Origin of the sequence: Helicobacter sp. (assembly GCF_029067145.1) — a bacterium.
GTDB lineage: Bacteria > Campylobacterota > Campylobacteria > Campylobacterales > Helicobacteraceae > Helicobacter_D.
In genome coordinates, this window is sequence record NZ_JAIEFA010000031.1 from 31460 (window position 1) to 56239 (window position 24780).

26 protein-coding genes are annotated in these 24780 nt (G+C 40.0%); 11 read left to right on the forward strand and 15 right to left on the reverse strand.

Annotated features, from left to right (window positions below):
• Positions 1-53 precede the first annotated feature (53 nt).
• The 4 genes from K2N75_RS02545 to K2N75_RS02560 are packed head-to-tail and all read right to left on the reverse strand — an operon-like array spanning position 54 to position 5369.
• On the reverse strand, positions 54-725 hold the full coding sequence (locus K2N75_RS02545) for an MOSC domain-containing protein (protein WP_297679423.1): 672 nt from the start codon (positions 723-725) through the stop codon (positions 54-56).
• The gene (locus K2N75_RS02550; RefSeq protein ID WP_297679421.1) at positions 716-2248 is read right to left on the reverse strand and encodes a bifunctional indole-3-glycerol phosphate synthase/phosphoribosylanthranilate isomerase; all 1533 of its coding nucleotides are present in this window, start codon (positions 2246-2248) and stop codon (positions 716-718) included. The genes K2N75_RS02545 and K2N75_RS02550 overlap by 10 nt, the downstream gene beginning before the upstream one ends.
• On the reverse strand, positions 2248-3867 hold the full coding sequence (locus K2N75_RS02555; RefSeq protein WP_297679419.1) for a bifunctional anthranilate synthase component II/anthranilate phosphoribosyltransferase: 1620 nt from the start codon (positions 3865-3867) through the stop codon (positions 2248-2250). Before K2N75_RS02555 ends, K2N75_RS02550 begins: the two co-directional genes overlap by 1 nt.
• Positions 3864-5369, reverse strand: a complete 1506-nt coding sequence (locus K2N75_RS02560; RefSeq protein WP_297679417.1) for a chorismate-binding protein — start codon at positions 5367-5369, stop codon at positions 3864-3866. Before K2N75_RS02560 ends, K2N75_RS02555 begins: the two co-directional genes overlap by 4 nt.
• Before the next feature lie 69 nt (positions 5370-5438).
• Between K2N75_RS02560 and K2N75_RS02565 the strand changes: the two genes are divergently transcribed.
• Genes K2N75_RS02565 through trpA form a run of 4 tightly spaced genes read left to right on the forward strand, consistent with a single transcriptional unit; the run spans position 5439 to position 7951 of the window.
• Entirely contained in the window at positions 5439-5579 is a 141-nt protein-coding gene (locus K2N75_RS02565) for a hypothetical protein (RefSeq protein ID WP_297679415.1), read from the forward strand.
• A gap of 38 nt (positions 5580-5617) precedes the next feature.
• Positions 5618-5842 carry a hypothetical protein gene (locus tag K2N75_RS02570; protein WP_297679413.1) on the forward strand — a complete coding sequence of 75 codons (225 nt, stop codon included), beginning with the start codon at positions 5618-5620 and terminating at the stop codon, positions 5840-5842.
• 58 nt (positions 5843-5900) lie between these two features.
• On the forward strand, positions 5901-7181 hold the full coding sequence (gene trpB / locus K2N75_RS02575; RefSeq protein WP_297679411.1) for a tryptophan synthase subunit beta: 1281 nt from the start codon (positions 5901-5903) through the stop codon (positions 7179-7181).
• Between the two features lie 2 nt (positions 7182-7183).
• Entirely contained in the window at positions 7184-7951 is a 768-nt protein-coding gene (trpA, locus tag K2N75_RS02580) for a tryptophan synthase subunit alpha (protein ID WP_297679409.1), read from the forward strand.
• 115 nt (positions 7952-8066) lie between these two features.
• Here trpA and K2N75_RS02585 read toward each other — a convergent pair whose 3' ends face one another.
• On the reverse strand, positions 8067-9158 hold the full coding sequence (locus tag K2N75_RS02585; RefSeq protein ID WP_297679468.1) for a deoxyguanosinetriphosphate triphosphohydrolase: 1092 nt from the start codon (positions 9156-9158) through the stop codon (positions 8067-8069).
• Between the two features lie 94 nt (positions 9159-9252).
• On the opposite strand from K2N75_RS02585, the gene K2N75_RS02590 reads away from it, so the two are divergent.
• Positions 9253-10017 (forward strand): MBL fold metallo-hydrolase, encoded by a 765-nt coding sequence (locus tag K2N75_RS02590; protein ID WP_297679407.1) that lies wholly within the window; start codon positions 9253-9255, stop codon positions 10015-10017.
• Between the two features lie 28 nt (positions 10018-10045).
• Here K2N75_RS02590 and K2N75_RS02595 read toward each other — a convergent pair whose 3' ends face one another.
• A complete protein-coding gene (locus tag K2N75_RS02595; protein ID WP_297679405.1) occupies positions 10046-10681 on the reverse strand; it encodes a Crp/Fnr family transcriptional regulator in 636 nt (211 codons plus the stop codon).
• Between the two features lie 123 nt (positions 10682-10804).
• On the reverse strand, positions 10805-11080 hold the full coding sequence (gene rpsO, locus K2N75_RS02600; protein WP_297679403.1) for a 30S ribosomal protein S15: 276 nt from the start codon (positions 11078-11080) through the stop codon (positions 10805-10807).
• A 184-nt stretch (positions 11081-11264) separates the two neighbouring features.
• On the opposite strand from rpsO, the gene flhA reads away from it, so the two are divergent.
• Genes flhA through K2N75_RS02625 form a run of 5 tightly spaced genes read left to right on the forward strand, consistent with a single transcriptional unit; the run spans position 11265 to position 16649 of the window.
• Positions 11265-13484: a flagellar biosynthesis protein FlhA gene (gene flhA, locus K2N75_RS02605; RefSeq protein ID WP_297679401.1), complete on the forward strand. Its 2220-nt coding sequence runs from the start codon at positions 11265-11267 to the stop codon at positions 13482-13484.
• An 8-nt stretch (positions 13485-13492) separates the two neighbouring features.
• Positions 13493-14578 (forward strand): 3',5'-cyclic-nucleotide phosphodiesterase, encoded by a 1086-nt coding sequence (locus tag K2N75_RS02610; RefSeq protein ID WP_297679399.1) that lies wholly within the window; start codon positions 13493-13495, stop codon positions 14576-14578.
• Entirely contained in the window at positions 14571-14804 is a 234-nt protein-coding gene (locus K2N75_RS02615) for a hypothetical protein (protein ID WP_297679397.1), read from the forward strand. Before K2N75_RS02610 ends, K2N75_RS02615 begins: the two co-directional genes overlap by 8 nt.
• Before the next feature lie 10 nt (positions 14805-14814).
• The gene (locus K2N75_RS02620; protein WP_297679395.1) at positions 14815-15543 is read left to right on the forward strand and encodes a phosphoribosylglycinamide formyltransferase; all 729 of its coding nucleotides are present in this window, start codon (positions 14815-14817) and stop codon (positions 15541-15543) included.
• Positions 15543-16649: a glycosyltransferase family 4 protein gene (locus K2N75_RS02625; RefSeq protein ID WP_297679393.1), complete on the forward strand. Its 1107-nt coding sequence runs from the start codon at positions 15543-15545 to the stop codon at positions 16647-16649. Before K2N75_RS02620 ends, K2N75_RS02625 begins: the two co-directional genes overlap by 1 nt.
• A gap of 210 nt (positions 16650-16859) precedes the next feature.
• Here the strand turns inward: K2N75_RS02625 and K2N75_RS02630 are convergent, their stop codons facing one another.
• From K2N75_RS02630 to K2N75_RS02655, 6 genes are all read right to left on the reverse strand, one after another.
• Complete coding sequence (locus tag K2N75_RS02630; RefSeq protein ID WP_297679391.1) at positions 16860-17837, reverse strand: hypothetical protein; 978 nt, start codon at positions 17835-17837, stop codon at positions 16860-16862.
• Positions 17838-18141: 304 nt separating this feature from the next.
• Complete coding sequence (locus K2N75_RS02635; RefSeq protein WP_297679389.1) at positions 18142-18732, reverse strand: FMN-binding negative transcriptional regulator; 591 nt, start codon at positions 18730-18732, stop codon at positions 18142-18144.
• A 25-nt stretch (positions 18733-18757) separates the two neighbouring features.
• Positions 18758-19576 carry a UDP-N-acetylmuramate dehydrogenase gene (locus K2N75_RS02640; RefSeq protein WP_297679387.1) on the reverse strand — a complete coding sequence of 273 codons (819 nt, stop codon included), beginning with the start codon at positions 19574-19576 and terminating at the stop codon, positions 18758-18760.
• Between the two features lie 6 nt (positions 19577-19582).
• Positions 19583-19849, reverse strand: coding sequence for a flagellar biosynthesis protein FliQ (gene fliQ / locus K2N75_RS02645; RefSeq protein ID WP_026943775.1), 267 nt, complete (start codon positions 19847-19849; stop codon positions 19583-19585).
• A 22-nt stretch (positions 19850-19871) separates the two neighbouring features.
• A complete protein-coding gene (gene fabI, locus K2N75_RS02650; protein ID WP_297679384.1) occupies positions 19872-20693 on the reverse strand; it encodes an enoyl-ACP reductase FabI in 822 nt (273 codons plus the stop codon).
• Entirely contained in the window at positions 20690-21427 is a 738-nt protein-coding gene (locus tag K2N75_RS02655) for a triose-phosphate isomerase (protein WP_297679382.1), read from the reverse strand. Before K2N75_RS02655 ends, fabI begins: the two co-directional genes overlap by 4 nt.
• A gap of 95 nt (positions 21428-21522) precedes the next feature.
• Here K2N75_RS02655 and K2N75_RS02660 point away from each other — a divergent pair, with 95 nt between their 5' ends.
• Entirely contained in the window at positions 21523-22605 is a 1083-nt protein-coding gene (locus K2N75_RS02660; RefSeq protein ID WP_297679380.1) for an FUSC family protein, read from the forward strand.
• Positions 22606-22673: 68 nt separating this feature from the next.
• Here K2N75_RS02660 and K2N75_RS02665 read toward each other — a convergent pair whose 3' ends face one another.
• Entirely contained in the window at positions 22674-24047 is a 1374-nt protein-coding gene (locus K2N75_RS02665; RefSeq protein WP_297679378.1) for a methyl-accepting chemotaxis protein, read from the reverse strand.
• Positions 24022-24525 carry a PAS domain-containing protein gene (locus K2N75_RS02670; protein ID WP_297679376.1) on the reverse strand — a complete coding sequence of 168 codons (504 nt, stop codon included), beginning with the start codon at positions 24523-24525 and terminating at the stop codon, positions 24022-24024. Before K2N75_RS02670 ends, K2N75_RS02665 begins: the two co-directional genes overlap by 26 nt.
• Positions 24526-24780 lie beyond the last annotated feature (255 nt).

The following is a 24780-nucleotide window of genomic DNA, read 5'->3' on the forward strand; positions in this document are numbered from 1 at the left end:
TGGTATGCGTGCTTCGTCTCCTATTTTCTTAATGTTTGCAACCGCGTCGGATTCTATGCTAACTGCCAATCTAACAAACCAGATTCATTAGAGCGCGATTCTACATTTCTTTTAAACTCCTGCGCTAGTTTGGGATTGATTAATAAAGCGTGGAGGGATTCTTTTGCAAGTTTTGGGTTTTTATAAACTTGATGCGCACATCGCAGAGTTATGGAATCTTGCGCGGATTCTAAGCAAATAGCAGAATCCTTTTGAATTCTGCCGCCTTGTATCACACGCAAATAAAATCCTACACAGCCTGTTTCAAACAAAAATTTTGCCAACGCGTTTTTGTCCTGTGGGCTTGGATACAAACTCGGAATCTTAAAGCACTGCACGCGCGGCATAGAAATCTCCAATACCACTCCACTCTCAAAACAAAGCCTATCCCCCACGCATAAATCGCCTGCTTCTATCTCCTCTAGCAAAAGATTCTCGCCCATTCCTCCATAAGGAATCTCCAAACCTAAGCACTTGTGCCACTTAGTATAAGATTCCACATCATAGGCAAAAACCGCCTTATTTTCCCCTCCGTGATGGATTGTATCTGCAATCTCATTGCCCACAATTCCCTTGCTAGTGATGTCTAGCGATTCTACTTCGCGCCCTTTCATCGCGCTTTCAAAGGAAACTTCGCCACAGGAATACCTCGCAATTTTCCCTACAAAAAGCCCTCTTAATCGCAAATTTTGCTCCCCTCTTTTAGAATCGCAAGGAATTTTTGGAATTTAGCAAAATCTTTTTTGCCCGGCTTAGATTCTATGCTAGAATTAATATCTAGCATTTTCGCTCCTATCTTCATTAAGGATTCCACATTCTCCACCCCTACGCCACCTGCTATACATAGGGTTTGCACTTTTGCCTTTAAAGAATCCAAAACCTCTAAATCAATCCTTTGCCCACTGCCACCGCCTAATGCACTTTTAGAATCCAACAGCACAAAGGGGCTGACAAACTCGCCCAAATCCTCTGCACATTCCACATTCCAAGCCTCATAAAACGCAAAATCTGCCTCTTTTAGCTCCACTCCACCAAAGAATCCTGCCTTACAAATGCCGTGTAATTGCAACGCATCTACTACACCCCCTTGATACAACTCTATCGCAGCTTGCATTTGGTGTTTATCGTCCTTTAACACGACGATTTTAAGAATATTGGGAAATTGCTCCAATTCCTTTGCAATTTCCCTGATATGCTCTATTGCAATGTATCTTGGGGATTGTGGCTCTATGATGAATCCCAAAGCAGCAATTTTGCGCACTCCTTTATAATAAGATTCTAACTCTTGCAAGACTTTCGCACACATTAGCGCGTCTTGTGTGTTTGTGATTCCACAAATCTTAAGGAATCCCAAAGGCGAATTTAGCAATCTAAAGACATTTTGATAAAAGGCATTGGGCGAGTTTTTTCCATATTCCATTGCTTTCTTTAATTCCTCTAAAGCGCGCTTGGGTTTATGATTTTTTACCAAATAGCTCCCACACAAGATTCCATTAAAGCCTAAATTTCCGACAACAAACCCATCAAAATTGCAATGTAGGGAGGATTCAAAAATCACCTTGCTTTTGGGATTCTGTGCTTGGATTTGGTTTAAGAGGCAATAGGCTTGGATTCTATCAATCACAAAAGTATGCAGATTGCGCGAATTAATCCCGATAAGTTTTGCCCCCAAAGGGGCGATAAAATCCGCTTCTAGCGCATTATGCACTTCCACCAAAGGCATTAGACCAAGTTCTAAACATTTTCCATAAAGTGCGTGCAGTTGCAAAAACCCGCCATAGGGATTGTTTTCTCCGATAAACACCGCAGCAATCAGCAGCACCATATCCGTGCCAAAATCATAAGCCTCCTTGATTTGCCCCACCTCTGTGATAAAATCCTTTCGCAACACACAAGCACTAGGATTTGCAATCTTGACTGCCCTTAAATCGTCTAAATTCCCTTTAAAATAATCCTCTTCACAAAGCACAGAGAGAGCACTTGCTCCCCCTTGCAAATACTCTTTTGCAAGCGCGCTAGGGTTTGGAATCGTGCCAATATTTCCTGCGCTTGGGCTTGCGCGTTTGATTTCTGCGATGACAAAGGCAGAATCCAAATCCAAAGCAGGAGGATTCAGAGGAGTCGTGCGCTCACAAGCACGCAAAGCGACTTTTTGCTTTTTGTCCAAAATTTCCTTTAAAATTGTTGGCACATTCTTACAAGATTCCATTACAAGCTCTCCAAACGCATATTACTAATGCTTTGGAATCCCTTTAAAACCTCAAAAACTTCTTTAGATTCTATGATTTGCTTTGCTTGAAAGAATCCCTCTTTTAGACTTTCTGCCTGCTCGCACACACAAAGAGCCGCGCCTAAGTTTAATGCAACCAAATCAAGTTTTGGCGAGGGCAAAGCATTAAAAATGTCGGTTGTGATTTGTAGATTCTCCCTCGCATCTCCGCCTTTGAGCATAGAATAACTTGCAAAAGAAAGTCCCACTTCCACAGGATTAAAAATATAAGTCTTAATCACTCCATTGCGCAATTCTGTGATTTGTGTCGGTGCGCAAAGCGAAATCTCATCGTAACCATCTAGCCCACTCACCACCATTGCACGCTTAATCCCCAAAATTGCCAAAGCTCGCGCCATAATCTCCGTGTATGCCTTGTCAAACACACCAATAAGCTGATGTGTAATAGGAGCGGGATTGCTAAGAGGACCAATCAGATTGAAAGCGGTTTTGAATCCCAAACTACTGCGTGCTGGAGCGGCAAAACGCATAGCAGAATGGAATCTCTGCGCAAAAAGAAAGGTAAGATTCAAATCTTGATACGCCTTTTGCACATTTTGTAATTCCATATTTGGATTAATTCCAAGTGCATTAAGTAAATCTGCCGAACCGCTTTGTGAGGTAATTGCACGATTTCCGTGCTTGATGATTCCAAAATCCGCCTTTTTGGCAAGTGTGGCAAGAAGCAGGGCGCAAGTCGTGGAAACATTAAAGGTTTTTGCACTACTCCCCCCCGTGCCAACCATATCAAACAAAATGCGATTCTTACTCCCAACCTCAAAGCGCACCGCCTTTTGCTTCAATACCGAAGCAAATCCCGCAAGCTCGTATTCATCTACACCTTTGATTTCCAAACTCGTAAGGATACTACCAATTTGCGCATCGCTCAAATTCCCCTCTGTAAGTTCGTCCATTAGATTATAACTCTCTTGAAAATTCAGCGATTCTAACTTCAAACATTTTTTCAGATAATCCTTAATAGGAATCGGCTCACGCGCATAATGCAGGAAGTTTTGGAGCATTTTGACACCCTCTTTTGTGCCAATAGATTCCGGGTGGAATTGCAACCCAACCAAATGGTATTGCTTATGCTCTACCGCCATTACCTCGCCGTCCTTGCTCTCCCCGCTAATGATAAAGCATTCTGGAATCTCGTCCCTTTTACCCACAAGAGAATGGTAACGCGTAATGGGCGTATCTTTGCTAATATGCCGAAAGATTCCTTTTTGATTGTGTTTTAGCGGCTCTACCTTGCCGTGAATGATATTTTTTGCATTTTTGATTTCCACACCAAAAGCCGCTAAAATCGCCTGATGTCCCAAGCAAATTCCTAAAATTGGATAGATTCCTTTAAACTTCTGCACAATTTGGATATTCAAGATAGAATCCTGTGGCGTCTTAGGTCCCGGTCCTAGCACAATATAGCTTGGATTTAGGGATTCTATCTCCTCTAGGCTCGTTTTGTCGTGGCGCAAGACTTTAATCGGATAACCAAGAGTGCTAAAGGCTTGATAAATATTATAGGTGAAGGAATCGTAATTATCAATCAGCAAAATCACTTTGCACCTCCTAAAATCGCTTCCACTAAGGAGCGCATTTTGTTCCTTGTCTCCTCATATTCCGCGTCCTCATCGGAATCTATGACGATTCCGCCTCCTGCTTGGAGATAATACACACCCTTTTGATAAACCGCTGTGCGAATGGCTATTGCAAAGTCCATATCGCCATTTTTGGCAAAATAACCAATCGCGCCCGCATAAATTGCGCGTTTATGCGCTTCTTGAGATTCTATGGTTTCAATGGCAGCAATCTTTGGCGCACCGCTTACGGTGCCTGCTGGAAATGCCGCATAAAGCGCGTCTTTCTTGCTATGTGTTGTCAAATCCATTTCACCTTGCACTTCAGAGACTAAGTGCATTACGCGTGCGTATTTTTCAATCACCTTTTCTTTTGTTACGCGCACACTTCCCGCCTTTGCCACTTTGCCTACATCGTTGCGCCCCAAATCTAGCAACATCAAATGTTCGGCGTTTTCTTTCACATTTGCCTTTAATTCCTCCTCTAGCTTGGAATCCTCTAGGGCGTTCTTGCCTCTAGCGCGTGTCCCAGCGATTGGGCGAATCGTAACTTGTGCGGCGTTTGGTGCAGTCGTTTTCACGCGAACAAGCACTTCGGGGGAACTCCCGATAATCTCAAAAGTGCCGAAGTTAAAATAATACATATAGGGGCTTGGATTAGCAATGCGTAGATTCATATAGGCTTGCAAGGGTGGCAAAGTGCTTGTAATCTCCAAACTCTGACTTGGCACACATTGGAGCAAATTGCCTTTATAAATCTCTTTTTTAATCGTTTGCACCATTTTTGTATAATAAGACTTCTTATCCTTAGAAGTAATTGCGGAATGATACTCTTGCGTAGGCTTATCTGATAAGCTCAAATGCTCCAATGTATTGGCTAATTCCTGCACCCTTTTTTGCGTGTCTTGTGGTTTGGATTCTCCCTGAAAGCTCACACAAAGAATATAAAGCGATTCATAAAAATGGTCAAACACGACAAATTCACGCCCGAAAATAAAAGCACTCTCACTCACATCATAAAGCGGAGGATTCTTAAATTCCACCTCCTCAATCTCGCTAAAAAACTCATACCCCAAATACCCCACTCCTCCAAGCGGCAAATGCAGGGATTCTATCTCTGTGCTAGGAATATTCTCCGAATCCAATTTTGGAGTTAATGCGGCAAAAGCCTCTAAGAAATCCAAAAATTTTGGTTTCTGTGGCAGAGTGAAATCACCGATTTGTTTTATCTTGCCCAAATCGTGCTTCTTAGAATCCTCGCACAAAAAGACTTTGCCTTGCTCCTTTATGATTCTAAAAGCCTCTTTAAGCACAAGGATAGAAAACCGCCCCTTACCACTATCCAAAAACGCAGATTCAAGCAAAACGGGCGCATTCAACGCTTCGCATACCATTAAAGGCGTGAGCTTGGAAGCCGAGATTTTTTGAATACTAAAATGCGCAGCCGCCCCTTGATTTTTGGGATTTGTTAAAAATTCAAACATAGCACTTCTTTAAACAATGATTTTTGCGGATTTTATATTCTTAACATTAAAAAATACATTAAAATTTTAATGCAATTAAAAGAAAATTGCAGAGAACAGATTGACTTTTACAACAAACACCGCGTCATTATGCAGGATTATAGATTTGCAAGTGTGAGCAAACTGCTACGCAGTGTGCGCTTCGGACAAGACCTCACAACAATGCAGTAGTTGGATTTTGTCATTGCGAGCGTTTTTGTAAAAAATGCGTGGCAATCCATAATGTTGCATACTTTGGGTTTTACAATGGAATCTTAAATGCGATTCCGCAAGAAGCGCGCTATGGGTTGGGGTTAATGGGGAAGTGGAACGTTTCGCAAGTAGAACCCCCCCCCCTTGCCCCCTTAGATTTTAGATTCTATGTTTGCGAAATTATAGATTGCTTCGTCGCTTCGCTCCTTGCAATGACAGAGAATCTACCGCTATTGCAGTGATGATTTTACATAAATTTTTGTTAAAATATCACCTTTAAATTCACACAAAGAAGACGCAATGAAACACAAAATGTTCTTAGAATCCAAAAAGGGATTTTTTGGTGAAAAAAAGGGTGGATTGCACGCATTTGGCGGGCAATATATGCCAGAGATTCTTTATCCTGCGCTAAAAGAACTAGAAAAAGCCTACAAGAGTATTTTAAAATCTCGTGATTTTAAACAAGAATTATCCTCACTGTATAGGGATTTCATCGGACGCCCCACGCCTTTAATCTATGCGAAAAATGTTAGCAAACTCTTACACAATGAAATTTATTTGAAATTTGAAGGCTTGGCAAACACGGGAGCGCACAAGATTAACAACGCAATCGGGCAGGTTTTGCTTGCCAAAAAAATGGGTAAAACACGCATTATTGCCGAAACCGGAGCGGGACAACACGGATTAGCCACTGCGGCAGCTTGTGCGAAGCTCGGTATGGAATGCGTTGTTTTTATGGGCGCGCGGGATATTAAGCGACAATTTCCCAATGTGTTTAATATGGAGCTACTTGGCGCAAAGGTTGTCAGCGTGGAGAGCGGAAGCCAAACGCTTAAAGACGCCGTCAATGAAGCCTTAAGAGAGTGGAGCAAGGAGAGCAAAAACACCTTTTATGTGCTTGGAAGCACGCTTGGTCCTTATCCTTATCCCGACATCGTGCGCAAATTTCAAAGCATTATCAGCAAGGAGTTAAAGGCGCAAACAAAGGTATTTTTCAAGGGCAACCCTGATATTATGATTGCGTGTGTGGGTGGAGGAAGCAACTCTATGGGATTCTTTAACCATTTTCTTAAAAGTTCGGTGCGCCTCATCGGCGTTGAAGCGGGAGGCTTGGGCAAAGAAATAGGCAAGAATGCCGCGCGTATGGGCAATGAAAATGCGAATCTTTGTATCGCACAAGGATATAAAAGCTACTTCTTAAGCGATAAATATGGCAATCTACTAGAAACCTACTCTATCTCGGCGGGGCTTGATTATGCAGGGATTGGTCCTCAACTTGCGCATTTAAAGGAAATCGGGCGTGTGGAGTTTTTAAGCGCATTGGATAGTGAGGCGTTAGAGGCTTTACGATTCTTTGCCAAACACGAGGGAATCCTCGCTGCTTTAGAATCTAGCCACGCATTAGCGGGGGCATTAAAAATCGCTAAGGAAGTCAAAAACAAAAAAATCCTTGTCAATATTTCCGGTAGAGGGGATAAAGATATTTTCATCACCGCAAAAGCCCTACAAAAAGAGCGTTGGGCAGAATTTTTGCAACAAGAAATTGATACAATGCAATCTAGCGTTGCTTTAAGGAAGTAAGAATGGAAAAAATTGCATTAATGGGACATATTGTTGCGGGTTTTCCAAGCTTTGAGGCAAGTCTAAAAGCCGCCTTTGGAATCGCACAAGGCGGAGCAGAGTATTTGGAAGTGCAGTTTCCATTCTCCGACCCAAACGCCGATGGAATCGCGATTGCTAATGCTTGCGAAGTCGCACTTCAAGGGGGATTCAATACCGATTTAGGATTTGAGTTTATCGCGCAGTTACGAGACAAACTCGCCCAAAACAGCCTGAATACGAAGCTACTGATTATGACTTATGGAAATATTTTGTTTTGTTATGGAATCAAAAAATTTTTGCAAAAGGCGAAAGAATGTGGAGTTTATGGGCTGATTGTGCCGGATTTGTCGCTAGATAATGACGAAAAATTATTCAAAAAAGCCAAGAAATTGGGACTAGAAAATATTGCACTCATTGCGCCCCTAACCAAGCCAAAGAGAATGGAGAGATTAAGCCGCAGAAGCGGAGCATTTGTCTATGTTGTCGCGCGCAATGGAATCACAGGAGACACAACGCAGATTGACGAATCCTTAATGCAGTATGTCCAAAGGGTTAAAGCGCATTGTCCAAAGCCCATTGCGCTAGGGTTTGGAATCCAAAGCAAAGAACAAATTGACGCTTTGCGCGGAATCGTGCCGATTGCGATTGTCGGAAGTGCCTTTGTGCGCTATATTGACAAAGCTTGCAAAGAGAAGGGAGAAATTTCTGAAAAACTCTGCGCTTTTACCAAAGGGCTTTTGGGGGATTAGCTTTGCGGGAACTTGGCAATGGAATCTTAAAGTTATGCGAGATTATGGATTGCTTCGCTCGCAATGACGCAGTGGAGAGCGTTATTTATAACGCATAGCAATCTACCACAAAAGTTTAGAATCCCAACTCGTGGTAAAGTGCAATGGCGTAGCGGTCTGTCATAGACGCGATATAATCCGCACAGACGCGATGGATTTTTTCTCCATTAGAGATTCTTGCTTGCAAATCCTTTGGCAAAAGGCTAGTTTCGTTATTGAAGCAATCATAAAGTTTTCGCACGCAACGTTTGCCCATAAACATTTTTTTGTAAATTTCCTGATGACGATAGAGGCATTTTAGGAGGATTTTTTTGAGTGCTTTTATCTCTTGTTCTATTGTTTTTGTGTGAGAAATGGGCAAAGATTCCTTAGCAAGAGTGGTAAAGCACCGCACAGAATCCTGCACAAAGGGCTTGTGGTTGTCCAAAATATCATAAACAAGCATTGTAATCAAGCGCGAAGTGAAACGATGACGAAAGATAGAATCCTGACGCATAATCCCCTCCTCTCTCTCCACAAACTCTAAGGCGCGCGCGACTAATGCGTTTTCTTCTAAATCCTCAAAGTCAATCAAGCCATATTTAATGCCGTCATCAATATCCGCGCTAATATACGCAATCTCATCGGACAAATCTACAAGAATCGCCTCAAGACTTGGGTGAAATTCCACACGAAAGATATTTTGTAAATTTGAATTGATAAAGGACTTTTCGTAAGGATAAGAATGCTTTAAGATTCCCTCCAAAGTTGCAAAAGAAAGATTCAAACCCTCAAAATCTTTATACCGCTTCTCCAGTTTTGTTACCACACGAAACGATTGGAAATTGTGGTCAAACCCGTGATGGAATCCATAATGACGCATTGTTTTGTCTAGTTCGTCTCCTCCTGCGTGTCCAAAAGGCGTGTGTCCTAAATCGTGCGCTAGTGCAATGGCTTCTGCGAGATTCTCATTTAAGCCTAAATTTTTTGCTAAAGTGCGCGCAATCTGGCTTACTTCAAGTGAATGCGTTAAACGCGTGCGAAAATAATCTCCGCTATGATTAATAAACACTTGCGTTTTGTATTCCAAGCGTCTAAAATACGAGCTGTGTATGATTCTATCTCTATCTCTCCCAAACGCATCGCGAAAATCGGGCGTAGCAGGATAGAATCGTTCTTGGGGTTGCATTGGTTTTTGTGTCATTTTGTCCGCCTTTTTTGGTATTATTTTAGCGATTTTGCGTTAAGATTCGCAAGATTTTGAGAAATTTTAAGGAAAATCTATGATTCTTTTTGAAAACGATTCTTTTATGATTTTGCGCAAAGCCTTTGGAGAATATCAGACAAATTGCTATCTTGCAATAGACAAGCAAACAGATGAAGCATTGATTATTGACCCAGGAATTGGGGCAAGCACTTGGGTAATAGAAACCCTTGAGCGCACAAAACCGCTTGCGATTCTTAACACACACGGGCATTTTGACCATGTTTGGAGCAATGCCGAGCTCCTTTCGCATTTTGGCAAGATTCCACTACTTTGTCCGCTAGAAGATGCCTTTATGCTAGCAGAAGACTGCTTTAGCACCGGGCTGCCCCAATCTACTCCTAGTGTGCTTGCGGGTGGAAAAGAGGACGCAAAAATAGAACCAAAAACAGCAACTACAGAGAATCTAGGCAGAGAAAATCACTACACATTCAATAATTTTATCGTAGAATTTTCTTGCTATCCCGGTCATACTCCGGGTTGTAGCGTGATTGTGCTTAGTTCTAAACTCACCAATGCAGATTCTATCTCTGCGCAAAATGCGTCATTACAAAGTGAGATTCCGCCTTTGTCCCAACAAAAAGTAATGTTTAGTGGAGATTTTATCTTTCATCGCTCCATTGGGCGCAGCGATTTTCCTTATTCCTCTCATAGCGCAATGAAAGCGAGTTTGGAAAAATTTATGGAGAGAAAGGAAAATCTACTGATTCTGCCCGGACACGGCGATACAACGAGTGTTGCGCAAGAGCAGGCAAACATTCCTTATTGGCTTGCACGCCTTTAAGCTAGAAATCAAAAGCAAGCAGTCCTAATCAAAATAACTCAATGATTCCGCGCCTTGTTTTGAGTTTGCCCTGTTTTTCTAGCTCTTTTAACACTCTTGAGACTGCCTCGCGCGCGCTTCCTAACGCATTGGCAATCTCCTCGTGCGTGATATAAAGCATCTTAGAATCCTTTGAATCCTCGCGGCGTAAAACAGAATGCAAAAAATTCAAAACCCTATCCTCCAAAGATTCAAACGCAAGGGAGCTCAAAGACGAAACAACGCGACTTAAACGTTCCCCAATAAGCTCTGTCTGAAATTGCTTGGCAATGGGATACTTAAGACTTAATTTGTCAAAAATCTTGCTAGGCAAAATCAATACATTGGAGGTTTGAATAAACTCCAAACAAACATCAAAATGAATATTTTTTAAAATACAAGTCGCAGAAAGGATACAAAATTCGCCATTTTTTAGAACAAAAAGATTGATTTCCTTGCCATTTGGAGAAACGATAAATGTCCGCAAAGCACCATCTAATATCAAAACAAGTCCGCGGCATTGCTCGCCTTTTAAGATTCTATAATTTTTGGGGAAACTTTTAGTGTAAGCACTCTGCAAATAAATATTTTGGTCTGCTGGAGAAACTTCCCAAGATTCCATTAATTCTTTAAAGATTGCATTCAACTTCTACGCCCTATTTTTCTAAATTTTAAATTATAGCTCATCTCGCTTTAAGAAAATCTAGTTTGGCAAAAGTGGGAAAATTTTTTAAGTTTATGAGGAAGGGACACAAAGGCAAGACAGAGATTAGCCTCTGTCTTTTAATCCTAGTTTTTCAATCACGTTTGCGTAGCTTTTAAAATCTTTACGACGCAAATAAGTAAGCAAGCCTTTTCTTTGAGAAACAAGCTTTCTAAGTCCCAAACGACTAGAATGGTCTTTTGGATTTACCTTTAAATGTTGTGTGAGTGTTTTAATCCTATCACTAAGCAAAGCAATTTGCACCTCTGTAGAACCTGTATCTTTGGGATTCCTAGCAAAAGCAGAAGTAATTTCTCTCTTTTTCGCCGAATCTTGAGCCATTTTGACCTCCTGATTGGTATAAATAAAGTTTGCGATTTTATCATAAAAATGTAAAAATGCGCTAAAATTTTAACAATTTTCTTGATTTTATCGGCTAAAAACGACTAAAATTACAGATTGATTTATTTATTTTGGAGTAGATTTGGCAACAGCAGATAAAAAAGTGTCTTTACTAAGCAGGATTATGCCCTTTTTATCTTTTCTTTCAGGCTCAAAAGATTTAACGGTTGTCTTTTTTATCATTGCGATTTTAGCAATCATCATTGTACCGCTTCCAAGTTCTTTATTGGATTTTTTCTTAGCCATTTCTATTGCACTTTCTGCATTAATTATCTTAATTGCGCTTTATGTCAAAAAACCCACAGATTTTTCGGCTTTTCCTACGCTTTTGTTGATTATTACTCTTTTTCGTCTTGCTCTTAATATTGCAACAACAAGAATGATTCTAAGCAATGGGCATTTAGGTCCTGAAGCAGTAAGCGATATTATCAACGCCTTTGGACAATTTGTTGTGGGCGGAAATTATGTTATTGGAATCATTTTATTTATTATTTTAGTCATTATCAATTTTATGGTTGTAACTAATGGTTCTACAAGGGTTTCTGAAGTCAAAGCGCGTTTTACACTAGACGCAATGCCGGGTAAGCAAATGGCGATTGACGCGGATTTAAACTCTGGAATCATTGGGCAAGAGGAAGCAAAAGCAAGACGCGACGCATTAGCAACCGAAGCGGACTTTTATGGCTCAATGGACGGTGCAAACAAATTCGTCAAAGGCGATGCGATTGCTGGGATTATTATTACACTGATTAACATCATTGGCGGATTCCTCATTGGCGTTTTTCAAAGAGATATGACGATAGCGGATTCTGCTTCCACTTTCACAATCCTAACGATTGGCGATGGTTTAGTTTCCCAACTCCCCGCACTCATTGTCGCCACCGCCACAGGTATCATTGTAACGCGCTTTAGCAAAGAGGGTGAAAACTTCGCTTCAGGGATTATTGACCAACTCATTAACGAATCCAAAACACTTTTAATTGTGGGCTGCATTTTATTGCTTTTTGCTCTCGTGCCGGGCTTGCCTACCCTCTCACTTGGTTTTGTAGGTTTGCTGTTTTTAAGCCTTGCCTTGCTTTTAAGCAAGCAAAAAGAGGGTGAGGTATGGAAATATGTAGAATCGCTCTTTAAAAAAATAAAAAAAGCCGACAAAACCAAAGAGGGGGAATTACAAGATTCTGACAATCTCCCTCAACGCAAACAAGCAAGACAGCAAGCCGCCGCCACTCAAGCGGCAAAACAACCTCCCAAAGAAAACGAGGAAGAGCGCAAAAAACGCGATGAAGCAGAGATTGATAACGCACTTAAAGTCAAAATCTTGCGTGTGGGGCTTGGGTATCAGCTCATCAAGTTTGCAGATCCTGCGCAAGGAGGCGAACTCGTCAATAAAATCCGCCAAATCCGCAAAACAATGGCAACGGAATATGGAATCCTCGTGCCAATGGTGCATTTAAGAGATGATTTGAATTTGCCTCCTGATGAATACCAAATTTTGCTTAAAGAAATTGAAATTGGTCACGGCAAAGTAATGGCGGACAAATATCTTGCGGTTGCTGCAAGCGGATTTGCTGGAGAATTGCCCGATGGAATCCCAACCAAAGAGCCGGTGTTTGGCTTGGACGCTTATTGGATAGATGAAAGCAAAAAAGAAGACGCAATTATTGAGGGTTACACAACTATTGATGGTGCAACCGTGATTAGCACACACATTCAAGAGCTCATCAAACAATACGCAGAGGAACTGCTCACGCGTCAAGAAGTGCATAATCTGCTTGAAAAACTAGGCAAAGATTATCCGATTTTAGCAGAGGAAATTAAAGGGGTAGGAGTTGGCACGATTCAACATATCTTAAAAGAGCTGTTGCACGAACAAATTCCCATTAAAGATATGTTGAGCATTGCTGAAGCCATCGCAGATGGCTATCCAGCCTACAAAGGCGATTTGCCAACACTCACAGAATATGTCCGCGCGTGCCTTAAACGACTCATTACACATAATTTTCAAAATGATGACGGAATCTTGCGCTACTTTATTCTTTCTCCCGCATTAGAACAATTCTTACTAGAACGTTTGCCAGACCAACAAAAAATGGGACAAAGATTGCGCCTAAGCCCGACAGAATCCCAAAACCTACTCGACGCACTCAATATTGCCCTCCAAAAAGGCGCATCTATGGGTGCTGTGCCAACAATCATTGGCGGCACTTCTATGGTGCTAAGAAAGCCTTTGGCGATTTTCCTTGAACAATATGGTTTTGGACGCAATATGATTGTTTTAAGCACCGCAGAGATTGATTATCAAAGCAAATATGAAATCTTGGGCACGGTTGAATTCGCTCTGTAAGGAAAAATATGCAAATCTACCATTTATCTCATATTGACTTAGACGGCTATGGTTGCCAAATGGTAAGCCGCGAAATCTACACACGTGCGTTTGCGTCCGATTCCTTGTCAATGTTTTTTTACAATGCCAACTATGGCAAAGAAGTTGGTGCGCGCCTAGAGGAAATTTATCGGCAAATCAAATGCACAAAAACAAAGAATCCCAAAGAAAAAGCGCATATTTTGATTAGTGATTTGAATCTCACGCTCGAGGAATGCGAAAGATTGGTGCAATCTGTCCTAGAGCTAAACCTCAACGGATTCCAAATCACTTTTGAGTTATTAGACCACCACAAAAGTGGGCAAGAATGCGCACAGACTTACGAATGGTATTTTTTGGATACCAAACGATGCGCTACACATATCGTTTATGATACACTGCTTACGCGTTATGGGCTTTGCGATTCTGTAAGGCAATGGCTTGAACCAATGGTAAAAATGATTAATAGCATAGATTTATGGCTAGAAGAGGGTTATGCCTTTGAGTTTGGCAAAGTCGCAATGCGAATGATTGTAGAATGCAAAGAACTCAATCGCTTTATGTTTGATAATGAAGACCGCGAATACAAGCTTGCTTTATTAAAAGAATCCGCAAAATTTCTCGGGCAAGAAAAGGGAGAGATTCTGCTGGATAATGCGATTTTAGAGATGAAAAAATGCTTTTTAAAAGGCAGCTTGTTCAGTGCCACATTAGATAATCTAACCTCAAAATACCAAAGCGAACTTTTGGCGCAAAAAGCGGAATCTTGTAGCATATATTGGAAGCAATATAGAGGATTTTTGAGTTACAGCATTGGCAATATCTCTGTGCTTGCAAACTTATTTTTAAAAAACAATCCACAATTTGATTTCTTCATAGATGTGAGTGCGCGTGGAAATGTAAGTTTGCGCGCCAACAACGCTTGTGATGTAAGTGTTTTAGCAAAAAATTACTTCAATGGAGGAGGACACGCAAATGCAAGCGGTGGCAAAATAGATGGATTCAAAGAAAGTTTTATCTATGAGGATATTAAAGAATGCGTGCAAACTATCTTAAAAGGAGAAGAATATGAATAAAGACAGAATCAAAGAGCTAGAAGAAGAAGTGGAGGAATTGTCCATTCAATTAAGCGATATGCTTTGTGTGACGTTAATCTTAAGTGGCGTAAAGGAATCCTCTATGCAAGAGGCATTGGACGCTTATATTGACGGATTAGATGAACAAAGCATAGAATATGGTGTCAATGAGATTTTGCAGAATCTAAAAAAGCTCAAACAAACACACCCGCAATTTTTTGCCTAAAAGAGATTCTATGGAAACAAAAAGAATCGCTATTTTATTTAGTGGCAATGGAAGCAATTTAGAAGCACTCATCAAGGCTTTGCACCAAAAATGCTTTCTCCCTAGCAAACGACCTGAAAATACAAAACAAAGCACCATCGGAGGGTTCTTGATTGGAGATGTTTTAATTGAGGGATTCTTAATTGGGGGATTAGCGCATACATTTAAACGAATAGAACCTGATTGTGCAAAGAGCAAACATTCCAACAAAGCCTTTAAGGTGGAAGTTGTCTTGGCTTTGAGCAACAAAAGCGACGCATTTGGGCTTACGCGCGCCAAAAGACTAGGAATCGCTACGCAAGTGATAGAAAGCGCGGGGAAGACAAGGGAGGAGTTTGATACGCAATTAGTCGCAACCCTGCAAGAATTTAAACTAGATTTATGCGTATTGGCTGGATTTATGCGAATCTTAACACCGATTTTTACGCAAAAGATTCGCGCTATCAATATCCACCCCTCGCTCTTGCCTCTTTTCAAAGGAGCGCACGGAATCTTAGAGTCCTACAACTCACCTATGCGCTTAGGAGGCGTGAGCGTGCATTATGTCAGCGAGGAGCTAGATAGCGGAGAAATCATCGCGCAAGGCGCAATCGCAAAAATCAAAGGAGAAAACCTAGAATCTTATGAAACGCGTATCCACAAATTAGAACACACATTGTATCCGCTGGCATTACTAGAAGCACTCACAAGGAAAAAATAATGCGTATTTTACACACAGAATGGTCGGGTGGCTTTGGCGGGCAGGAGATTCGGATTCTAAATGAAATGCAAGAAATGCGTAGGCGCGGTTGTTATCTCGCACTTGCTACCAAAGAGGACGCTAGAATCCTACTCAAAGCCAAAGAACAGGGTTTTACCACCTTTACCCTACCCTTTAGGCGCAAAACCGACTTAGAAAGTATTTATCAACTTCATAAAATCGCGAAAAACTTTGATATTATCAATACGCATAGCGGCGTAGATACTTGGCTAGGCGGATTAGCAAGCATTGGAAGCGGAGCGAAGTTTATCCGCACGCGTCATCTATCCAACAAAATCCACCCCTCACGCTTAAACTTTATTAACTCCCTAGCAGATTTCATCATCACCACAGGAGAAAGCATAAGAGAAGCAATGATACGCGAGAATCGCATCAAAAGAGAGAGGATTCTTTCTATCCCCACAGGCATTGACACGGAGACTTTTTGCAAAGAAAAATACGACAAAGAAGCAATGAAAACAAAATACAATCTCCCACAAAATAAATTGATTATAGGCAATTTAGGCGTTTTGCGTGCAATGAAGCGACAAGATGTTTTTATTGAAGTCGCGCGTGAAATTTGCCAAAAATACCCCGATGTATTTTTTGTGATTGCGGGCAGTGGAGATGGACAAATCCGCTTAGAAAATCTCGCAAAAGAAGTCAATCAGGCGGTAAATCAAGAAGTCGTGCGCCTGCTTGGACACATTGAAAATCCTGCAGAATTTTTGGCAACTTTGGATATTTTTATGCTCACAAGTGATAAAAATGAGGGTGTGCCGCAAAGCCTAATGCAAGCTCTAGCTATGGAGATTCCAAGCATTGCAAGCGATATTGGCTCTATTGCGGATTTACACTTTTATTCTCAAGGCAAGCCAAATTTCATTCTCACAAAAAATCCAAGCTTAGAGGAGTTTGCAGAAGCGTTAGAATCGCTAATTAGAGAGAGAGAGAGAGAGAGAGAGATAATCCTGCCATCGCGTGATTTTATTGTAAAAAATTTCTCTCTTGCCGCAATGGGTGAGAAAACTATGCAAGTGTATCAGAATCTGCTTGTCAATTCTTGATAAATTTAAAATAATTTACACCCTTAGAGCTTAAAATTTGGTTTGTATGCAGGGTTACAGATTGCTTCGCTTGCAAGGACTGCTGGGATTCGTCATTGTGAAGCCTTTGTAAAAAGCTGTGGCAATCTAAAATACAAAATCTCGCAATTTGTTATAAGATTATGGACTCCACTCTACTTCCTTATGCGCGCAGGAATCATAAGGGTAAAGTTACGCTTTTGTGCTTAGAATCAAGCTTTCATTAGAGCCCATTTGCTCTACAAAATCACGGATTTTCCTATCCAAATGCTGATTTATCACATCGGTATCTTGGCTTTGTTGTTTGATTTGCTCTACTTCTCCTGCAAAATATTGCCTTACCAACGCTTGCTCCTCTGGTGAAAGCGCGTTAAGATTACCACTCTGCTTGATTTTTGCAAGCAGTCTCATCGCTTCCTCCATTGCAGAGACATCTAACTCCTCTTTGTTGGGGGTTGCAAGGTTTGCTTCTTGGGATTGCGCGACCATTTCTGCTAAAGGATTTTCTTGCGATTCTAAAATCCCCTTAAGCGCGCTATATAAGCTACCACGCGTTACTTCAAAATGTTCTTGCACACTAATTTTGCCATTTAAATCTTTGTCTTGTGAAATAAAATTATCTAGCAAATCCTCTGTGGTGCGCACTTCTGTATCATCACTTTTGGTGTTGCCCTCTACCAAAAGCACGGAAATTGGATTGCCAAACGATTGGCTTTGGCTCAACTCAAAACTATAACCATCTCTCAAAAGTCCTCTTTCGTTTTCCGAAAACTTCCCATCTTGATTCAAATCTGCTCTTTGCGCCCCCACATTACCCATTATCTCTGCATACCAGCCACTAACATAAGCCTCTGCTTTGCCACTTAAACGCATATTGCCATCTTCTCTAGCATAAAAGTCTTTTTTGTTAAATTTCTCTTGCAATCGTTCCATATTTTCTTTAGAGATTAAAGCACTCACGCGCTCTCCACTTGTATGGTCATCAAAAAGCACGAGTTGGTAGTTAGAATCCCCAACTAACTTTGATTTTATGGACTCTTTGATTCCTCTTTCTTGGGGTTTTAATTGCAAATCTTGACTTTCTTCGCTTGTCAATGCTGCCTGTGTGCGGTCATTTGCCGCTAGATAAACCTTAGAAGAAACAATGCTTCCTGCGCCATTTACAAACATTTTACTCCTTAATTTATACCATTACAATAAAACAATGATAGTTTCCATATCTATCAGGAACACATTTTCTGATAAGTTTTGCCATTGTATCTTTAGAATCATCAGATTTTGATGCAATATTTTTTCAAACACATCTGTTTCATTATTTATCTTTGGACTCGCATACGCACACAATCCAAAAACCAATACCACACTCAAAACTATTTTATGTATAAAAACTCCTTTGTTAAAAAAATATTTAATCATTATAGAGATTTATTCTTAAAAATATCGGATAATTTTAGAAAAACTTTAATATGTTTTGCTATTTTGTTACAAATCGCTGCATAAGCTCTATTGTCTCTGCGTCCAGCTTCTCTTTGCGATTCTTTAAATCCTGCACGATTTGCTCCCAATCCTCAATTTTAAGATTCTGTCCAAATTTTGCTTTCGCACTTAAAGATTCCACTAAAATCTTTCCTACAAAAGTGCCTTTTTCTTTGCCGACAAACTGCCCACTCTCCATACTCATTTGCGTATTTTGTGGCTCATATTTACACACAAGACGCGTTAAAATATGCTTTTTCTCCTCCCAATCCTCTATGACACAAAACTGCCCCTCCAAAAAAACAGAAAAGAAAAATTGCGTGGGAATCATTGTGTGATTTAAAAAATGGCTCGGAATATAAGCATAAGGTTTTGCCGCACTAAAGGCGACTTTGGGATTCTGCTTTAAAAGTGAGTATTTGCGCCCAGCTTTTGCGCCGTGTAGATAAATTTGCGAATCCTCATAACAAAAACTAAGCGGCACTGCATAAGGAATATTATCAGGAATCACGAGCGTGCCAAATTCTATTGCATTTAAAAACTCTCCTATCAACCCCAAATCTTTACAATCAAAATCACTTCTTCGCATTGTTGTTATGCCCCATTGCTTCCAATCATCGCAGAATCTGCACTTCATTTTCTAGTGCGATTCCACATTCCTTTTGCACTTTCTCTTTTGCAATCTCTATTAATTCCAAAGCTTCCTCAAAGGTAGAATCCCCAAGATTCACAAGAAAATTCGCGTGTTTTTCGCTAAAGCACAAGCTCTTGCTTTTGCCAAATCGCACACCCTTTAGCCCCACTGCCTCAATCAAACGCCCCGCAAAATCACCCTTAGGATTCTTAAAACAACTCCCAAAACTCGGCTCTTTTGGCTGATTTTGTCGCATTTTTATACATTCCTCCACTAAATCGCCTCTAAAACCGCTTTGCTTTTTAAAAATCCCGGCAAAAATCAGCCCAGAAATTTCGCTACTACGATAGGATAACCCTAGCGATTCCACATTCTTAAAACCAAGCTTTGCGGTATTTTCTAGTTGCAAGATTCCAAGTAGCACTTCTTGAATCTCATAACTTTTCAGCCCCGCATTCATCTTGATGATTCCACCCACACTTCCGGGCAATCCACAAAGAATCTCAAACCCTCTTAGATTCTTGCGTTTAGCATAAGCAAACAGCCTGCCACTCGGTGTTGCCGAACCCACTTCTAAGCTGTCTCCTAAGTCTTTAATGTAATCAAATGCCTTACTTAAAGCGCAGAGATTCTTAGCATTTGGAGCAATCAACAGATTGTTTGCCTTGCCGATGATTTGCGGGGAAGCCTGCTCTAAGAGGGCAATATAATCTTGTGGCGATTCTATATAATTTAATGCAAGCTGTGTGCCAATTCGCACGCTCGTATAACGCGAAAAATCTACAATTTTTTGAAACATTGGAATCTAAAAAAGAAAGCTTGGCATTAGATTAAAGATTCTTGTTGTAAAGTCCATTAGCATATTGAGCATCCAAGGCATTGTAAAGATAATCACGACAATTACCGCTAGAATCTTTGGCACAAAAGTAAGCGTCATTTCGTTGATTTGTGTCGTGGCTTGAAAAATACTAATCATCAAGCCCACTACCAAACCGACAAGCAACATCGGGAGAGAAAGGGTAAGCGTGATTTTATAAGTCTCAATCGCCAAAGCCATTAATTGCGATTCCACAATTCTCTCCTCACTTTAAAATCTATTTATAGGAATCCCATACCATTTTGGCTTTGCCATCTATCTCCTCCACAGCCGCCATTCCCATAATATTATAACCGCAATCCACATAATGAATCTCGCCCGTAACCGCGCTTGCAAGAGGGGATAGGAGATACATCGCAGAGTTGCCTACTTCCTCAATACCAACATTTTTGCGCAAAGGCGCGTTGGCTTCATTCCATTTTAAGATGAAGCGAAAATCTCCGATTCCACTTGCTGCAAGCGTGCGAATCGGTCCCGCTGAAATTGCATTGACGCGGATTCCCTCTTGTCCCAAATCGTGTGCTAGATAACGCACACTAGATTCCAACGCAGCCTTAGCAACGCCCATTACATTATAATGCGCAACATGCTTGACGCTTCCTAGATAGCTTAATGTAAGGATTGAAGCATTGGGGCTTAGCACAGGTTTGAGCTCACGGCAAAGCTCAATAAGCGAATAAACTGAAACTTCCATTGCAACATTAAAGGCTTCTTTGCTTGTATCCAAAAAGCTCCCATCTAACGCTTCTTTGGGAGCAAAAGCAACACTATGCACCAAGAAATCCAATGTTCCAAAATCTCGCTTGATGCTTTCACGCAAAAGCGCAAAATGCTCCTTTTTGCTTACATCTAGCTCATAAACAAACTTAGAATCCCCGATTTCCTCTGCAATGGGAAGCACGCGTTTTTGGATTTGTTCATTCATATAAGTTAAGCCGATTGTCGCGCCCTGCTCTTTGCAAGCCTTTGTGATTCCATACGCAATAGATTTATTGTTTGCCACACCGACAATCAAGCCCTTTTTACCTTGCATAATCATTCTTTACTCCTTAAATCCAATGAATTATCTAAGATTTGACAAAAGCTTGAAAACTCCCAACTCGCACTCCCAATAAGCACACCATCTACACCATTTAGAGAGAGAATCTCACGCACATTTTGGGGTTTCACGCTTCCGCCATACAAAAGCGGAATTTTACCCAATTTTTGCTTTAAGCGTGTGTGGATTTGTGTGATTTCTTCTAAACTTGCACTCACCCCACTGCCAATCGCCCAAATCGGCTCATAAGCGACAATCAAATTAGGAGAATTTAAATTAATCCCTTCAAATTCGGATTCCAAAAACTCCAAAACAGCTTCAATGCCCTGCTGTTTGATTTCTTGCGATTCCCCGATACAATAACAAATCCTAAATCCCAACTGACTAAAAAACCTAAATTTCTCTGCACAAAATTCTTGTGATTCCTTTAATATCTCGCGCCTCTCGCTATGCCCAATCAAAAGCGTTTGAATCCCAAACTCCTCTAATTGCTCCAAGCCAATTTCTCCTGTATAAGAGCCGTTTTTTGCAGGGTAGGCGTTTTGCGCACCAATTTGAAAATCCTTGAAGCGATTTTCTAAGAGCGCGCTTTGCGGAGGAAAAATCATAATTTGATGTGGGAAAGATTGATTTTGTGTTTGATTTTTTGCAATAAACTTTTCTAAATTTTCGCAAAATTGCAAAGTGCTTTTGCGTGTGTGGTTTGTCTTAAAATTGCTTGCAATAATTTTCATAAGATTCCTTTAGTTTTTGGTATTATAGCAAATCTTAAAAACTTTACAATTCTTATTGAATGCTATAATTTCAACGATAACTTTAAGGAGTTTGAATGAATTTTTTACAAAAAATTCAAGAGAATATTAAGCTCATTTTCACTTGGAATCCTAGCGATAGATTATGGCAAATGCCATTTTTTGCGGGATTAAGTGTTGCAATCGTGCTTTTTATTGCAGCTTTTTTTAATCGTCCGGATTTGGGGCTTGTGGCAATCATCGGCACCAATATTTTTCTTTATGTTCCAGACACTCCGATTCACCATAAAATGATTTTATGTATGGCAAGCGCTTTTGGAATTATCGCTTCCTTCACGCTTGGGCTGATTGGACAAGCCTTTCCTACACTGATTCCATTCATTGTCTTTCTTGTTACAATGATAGGTGCGCAAGTCGTGCGCTATTTTAGTATTGGCGCGCCGGGATTCTTTTTCTTTACCTTTGCGATGATTCTTGGCACTTATATTCCTTTTGAGGTCAAAGACTATCCCTTTGCCATTGGGCTTGTCGCACTTGGAACAATGGTAGCAAATGTGATGGTTTTGCTGTATTCTCTAAGTGTAATTTACCTCTTCAAACATCCTCCAAAACCGATTCCAAAAATTGGAGAATTTGGCTTTGGCGTAATTATTATTGACCCTATTATCATTGCGTTTTTTGTCAGTGCCTCTATGGTTTTCCAAAACTTTTTGGAATTAGAAAGAGGCTATTGGGTGGGAGTAAGTTGTGCCGCTATCTTAACAGCGGTTACTTTTAAACAAATTTGGATTAAACAGACACAAAGAATCTTAGGCACGATTCTAGGCGTAAGCTTCGCTTATTTCTTACTACACTTTAGTTTTAGCCCGATTCAATTTGCACTTTTGATGATGATATTAATGTTTTTTGCAGAATTAACAGCGGTTAGGAATTATGCTTTGGCAATGGTATTTTTAACTCCTTATTCTACTTATTTGGCAGAAGTTGCAAGTTTTATGAATTATGACCCAGATTTGATTATCAAGGCAAGAATCCTAGACATTACCATTGGTAGTTTATTTGGACTTTTGGGAGGTGCAGTAATGCATTGGCAACCTTTGCGAAAAATACTAGAGAGAATCTTACGCAAAATCGTTTTTCGGTGGGCGGGCGAAGATTAAAAGCACAAAGAAATTTGTGCTTCAAACCAATTGCTACGAATCCTTCTATCAAAAACAATCAATTAGAATTAGGGAATTGCGTGAAGTTGCTGATAAACCTCCGTGCTTTTGGCTTCAAATTTTTGACAATATGTTTGTAATTGTTCTTGATTCTCTGTAAAATTACCAAGTTTAATAAACTCCAAAAACTCTTGAATACTTTTATCAAAATCAAAGATTTTTTGGCAAATGCTCTTATCTATCAAAGAATTTTCTCCAATATTACATTGTGAAACTATCTGCGGAATCTCATTTGTAATCACAGCAGAATAGGAGGCAAATTTTTTCAAAATACAATCCAACTCTAGCAACGCAATATAAGAAGTCTTATTGGTATGTAAAATAGAATCTAGCAAGAAAGCGGCTTGTTTATCCATTGCACCAAAAGTTTCATTGAATGAAATCATCAATTCATTAGAATTATTTGTAATGGTGTCAATCTCTTTAACATAGCCTGAAATCTCGTCCATTTCTTGGTTGATGACTTGTGTAGTTGAAGAGATTTCTGACGCGGTTTTTGTGGCACGCTCTGCTAGTTTTCTCACCTCATCAGCAACGACTGCAAATCCTCTTCCGTGTTCCCCAGCTCTTGCTGCTTCAATTGCGGCATTGAGGGCTAGTAAATTGGTTTGGTCGGTAATCTCCTTAATCAAGGAAACAAATGTATCAATTTCTTTAATTCGTTTTGTGAAACACTCAAAGGATTGTGAAGTTTGCGACATCATAGAGGAGAGATTGGCAAAATTATTCATAATCACTTGGACACTTTGCATTCCTTGATTGGAAGATTGAGAAATGGCTTTTGTCTCTTCAGAGGTTTCATTCATCACCGAAATTACAGCATTTAGATTTGTAGAAATTGAATTTAAATCTTTCTTTAAACTCACTGCGCTTTGTTTAGAAATCTGATTCACAATTAAACCTCTTGCGCCTAATTTATCTGCTTCTTCAACTGCATAAGAGGCTTTATTAATAAGCTGCCCCACATAAGAAAAAGTTCCTTTTAGGCTTGCAGAATTTAATTTTCTATAATATTGTTTTTTGCTTGCTGCAGTAATAGTGGAAGCCCCTCCTCTAACAAAGGCTTCCACTTGGTCAGCCAAATCATTAATTGTCCACGACAGATTACCCAAAGCACCATTGTCTTGAATATTTGTGATTCTTGCTTCTAGGTCTCCATTAGCAAGCTGTGAAACACAATGTGTTATTTCTTGAATATATTTATCTCGTCTATTTCCAGCTATTAGCGTCAATGTGCAAGTCAAAATACCTAGACAAAAAGCCCCAAATTCTAGCAAAATATGAATATCTAAAATTTCAATAATAAATAAACAAACAAAAATGGCAATGAAACAATAATTAAAAACCCTAGAATATCTATAAAGTTGATACGAATTCTTCATAATTGACTCCTTTTTGTGCTAGAATCTGCTCCAATCTCTCTTGGCTTTTTTCAATCCCTTCTCTTTGTTCAACTTCCAATAATTCCCTATAGAGTGCATTGATGGTTTTTTTTGCCTGTTCTGTTGGCTTTAGCCGAATAGAATGATAACCAACAATCTCTCCTTTGCCGTTAAAAGAGGGGGTTACAAAAGCCTTTACCCAATAATATGAACCATCTTTAGAAAGATTCTTTACATAAGCTATAATTTCTTTTCCTTGTTGTATAAAACTCCATAGAAATTTAAAAATAACTTTTGGCATATCTGGGTGACGCACAATATTATGTGGTTTGCCCAGAAGTTCCTTCTCTGTATAGCCTGAAAGTTCAATAAAGATTCTATTACCATAAAGAATTCGTCCCTTTAAATCTGTTTTGGAAATAATAATTTCATTCTCATTGAATTGCCTCTCTTGCTGAATGGGTTTTGGTTTATTCATTGCTTATCCTTAAAAATGAGAAAAATAATTAAAACTTATTCACTCTATGGCATCAATTCATCTTTTCCTATCGTCATAGCCACATAAGATTCTTAAGATAATGCAAGAATAGTAATAAATATTTAGTTAATGAATAGTTAATAAAATGTTAAGATATTGTCAAGATGAGTAGCAAACCAAAATAGATTCTTAATATTAGAGATGTTGAATAATTCTTGATTAAGAATATTCAAAGAGGGGGAAAATAAGCTCTCC